This is a genomic window from Inediibacterium massiliense (assembly GCF_001282725.1).
GTDB classification, from domain to species: domain Bacteria; phylum Bacillota; class Clostridia; order Peptostreptococcales; family Thermotaleaceae; genus Anaerophilus; species Anaerophilus massiliensis.
This window is the reverse complement of the sequence record NZ_LN876575.1, coordinates 1-2,497: the sequence shown is the minus strand read 5'-3', so window position 1 is coordinate 2,497 and position 2,497 is coordinate 1. Positions and strand designations below refer to the sequence as shown.

The window sequence follows — 2,497 nt, the reverse complement described above, 5'->3', positions numbered from 1 at the left end:
AGGTACTAATCGGTCGAGGACTTGACCAGATTTTGCATTGTTTAATTTTGAAGGTACATTTATGTATCACATCTAGTGACAATAGCGAGGAGGCTACACCTGTTCCCATATCGAACACAGAAGTTAAGCTCCTCAGCGCTGATGGTACTTGGGCGGTAGCGCCCTGGGAGAGTAGGTCGTCGCTAGTTTAAAAGGACTTAGGACGCAGGACCGTCTTAGGTCTTTTTTTCTGTTATTTTTGAGATCTTATTCAATTTGTATATAAAAGTAAAGTGAATAGAATGTGGATAAAACTTAAAATTCAGAAAGTTATCCACATTCTATTCATATATAAAAAGCTTCCTATCATTAAGTAGGAAGCTCAGACTAAAGACAAACTAGAGTTTTTGTATAAAAGTTTTAATTCTATGGATTCCATCTAATAAGTGTTTTTCATCACAAGCATAGGATATTCGAATAAAATCATCATTTCCAAAAGCTATTCCAGGAACTACTGCGACCTCTCCATTGATTAATAAATCATTACAAAACTCAATAGAAAAGCTATCTTTCCATGTAAACTTATTTTTAAGAGCAGATAAATCAATAAAAAGATAAAAAGCTCCATCAGGATGAATAAAGTCAATACTTTTTATTTCGTTTAGTTGTTGTATAGCTGCATCTCTTCTATTTTTATATATACGAATCATTTCTTTCATCTCACTTTGACAGCTTGTTAAGGCGGATAAAGCAGCATACTGAGAAATAGTACTAGGATGAGATACTAAGTGACCTTGTATAGTTCCTAGAGCCTTCGCAATAGTTTTATTAGAAGCAGTATAGCCAATTCTCCATCCGGTCATAGCAGCAGATTTAGACAATCCGTTCACAGTAATGGTAATATTTTTTGCACATTCAGAAAGAGAGGCAATACTTGTGAAAGTATCTGTATAACAAATTTTTTCATAAATTTCATCTGCAAGAATATACAAATTGTGTTTTGTACAAACATCTACGATAGCATGTAGTTCCTCCTTTGTGTATACAGCTCCTGTTGGATTAGAAGGATTTGTAATAAAGATCATTTTTGTTTTTGGAGTGAGTGCATCTTCTATATCTTTTGCTGTGACTTTGAATTGATTTTCTTTTTTTGTATCTATAAAGACAGGATTGCCTCCTACTAATTTAACCATTTCAGGATAACTTACCCAAAAAGGTTTAGGGATAAGTACTTCATCTTCAAAATTTAAAAGAGCAATAAGTGTATTAGTGATGGCATGTTTTGCACCACTAGATACGACAATTTCATCTAAAGCATAAGACACATCATTTTCATTTTGGAGTTTATTTTGAATAGCTTTTCTAAGATCTGTTAAACCTACAGCTAAATCATATTTGGTTTTATTGTGGGTAATGGCTTTTATTGCATTTTCTTTTGCAGCATCTGGAGTAAAAAAATCTGGTTCTCCAATACTTAAATCAATAATATCTAAACCATTATTTTTTAATTCTTTTACTTTTGCGCTGATTCCTATAGTAAAGGAAGGTGTAATTTTATTTAATTTGGATGATAGCATGTAAAGTACCTCCTATTTTGAAAATTTTTCATCAGATCTCATCTTATCTTATTATTTTGTACATTGTGAAAGTAAAAACTTATATTACATAAGTCAGACTATTGACAAAGTATATTTTAGCAAAGTCATAGAAATAAGGAAGATTTATTGAGAATTTGTGAAAATGAGTGACGTTTTTTAAGCAACGGAAATCTTGAATGAAATGAAAAGATTTCGTTGGCGCCATGAGTTTACGAATTTTATGATTTTGTCTACTTTTATTTTGATTTATTATAGCATAATTAGACTTTTTAACAATCATTATATGATATAAAATGAATAGATAAATTAAAAAAGTTAAAAAACAAAATCAATAAAAGTAGAAATAAGTAAAGAAAAGTACTGGTTTAAAGATAAAATAGAATAAAAACAGATATTTAGAATAAAAAGATATTGACGACATATAAAAAAAATGGTATAGTAATACTTGTCCTTCACAAGAGGGGTAAGCTTCTAAGACTAGAAAGAACTTCTAGTTGACGAATTATGATAGATATGATATTATATATTTCGTTGTCGCAAATAATATTGTAAAAAAAGTGGTTGACAACAAGAAACAAAAATGATAAGATATTTAAGTCGCCAAAACAACGGCGGCATAAAAAGAGATTGACCTTTGAAAACTAAACAGCACAAGAAATGACAAGCAAAAACATGCAAAATGCCAAAATGATATTTTGAGCAAGAAGCACAAACCTCGAAGATTTTAATTGAGAGTTTGATCCTGGCTCAGGATGAACGCTGGCGGCGTGCCTAACACATGCAAGTCGAGCGAATGAATTTTTAGGAAGCCTTCGGGTGGAATAAAAAGGAGTTAGCGGCGGACGGGTGAGTAACGCGTGGGCAACCTGCCCTATACAGAGGGATAGCCTCGGGAAACCGGGATTAATACCTCATAAAAC

Annotated in this window: 1 protein-coding gene and 2 rRNA genes; 2 read left to right on the top strand and 1 reads right to left on the bottom strand. The window is 32.2% G+C overall.

Translation table 11 applies throughout. The annotated features are described in order from the left end of the window. The first annotated feature begins 71 nt into the window (after positions 1 to 71). Positions 72 to 188, top strand: a 5S ribosomal RNA gene (rrf, locus tag BN2409_RS00025). Between the two features lie 189 nt (positions 189 to 377). On the opposite strand, the gene BN2409_RS00020 is transcribed toward rrf, so the two are convergent. After that, positions 378 to 1,556, bottom strand: a complete 1,179-nt coding sequence (locus tag BN2409_RS00020; protein ID WP_053954656.1) for a pyridoxal phosphate-dependent aminotransferase — start codon at positions 1,554 to 1,556, stop codon at positions 378 to 380. 745 nt (positions 1,557 to 2,301) lie between these two features. On the opposite strand from BN2409_RS00020, the gene BN2409_RS00015 reads away from it, so the two are divergent. Beyond that, a 16S ribosomal RNA gene (locus tag BN2409_RS00015) occupies positions 2,302 to 2,497 on the top strand; the annotation flags it as partial.

What these genes read in the sequence shown, in the direction of transcription:
- BN2409_RS00020 (WP_053954656.1), bottom strand. Translation starts at nt 1,556, where the DNA reads ATGCTATCATCCAAATTAAATAAAATTACACCTTCCTTTACTATAGGA.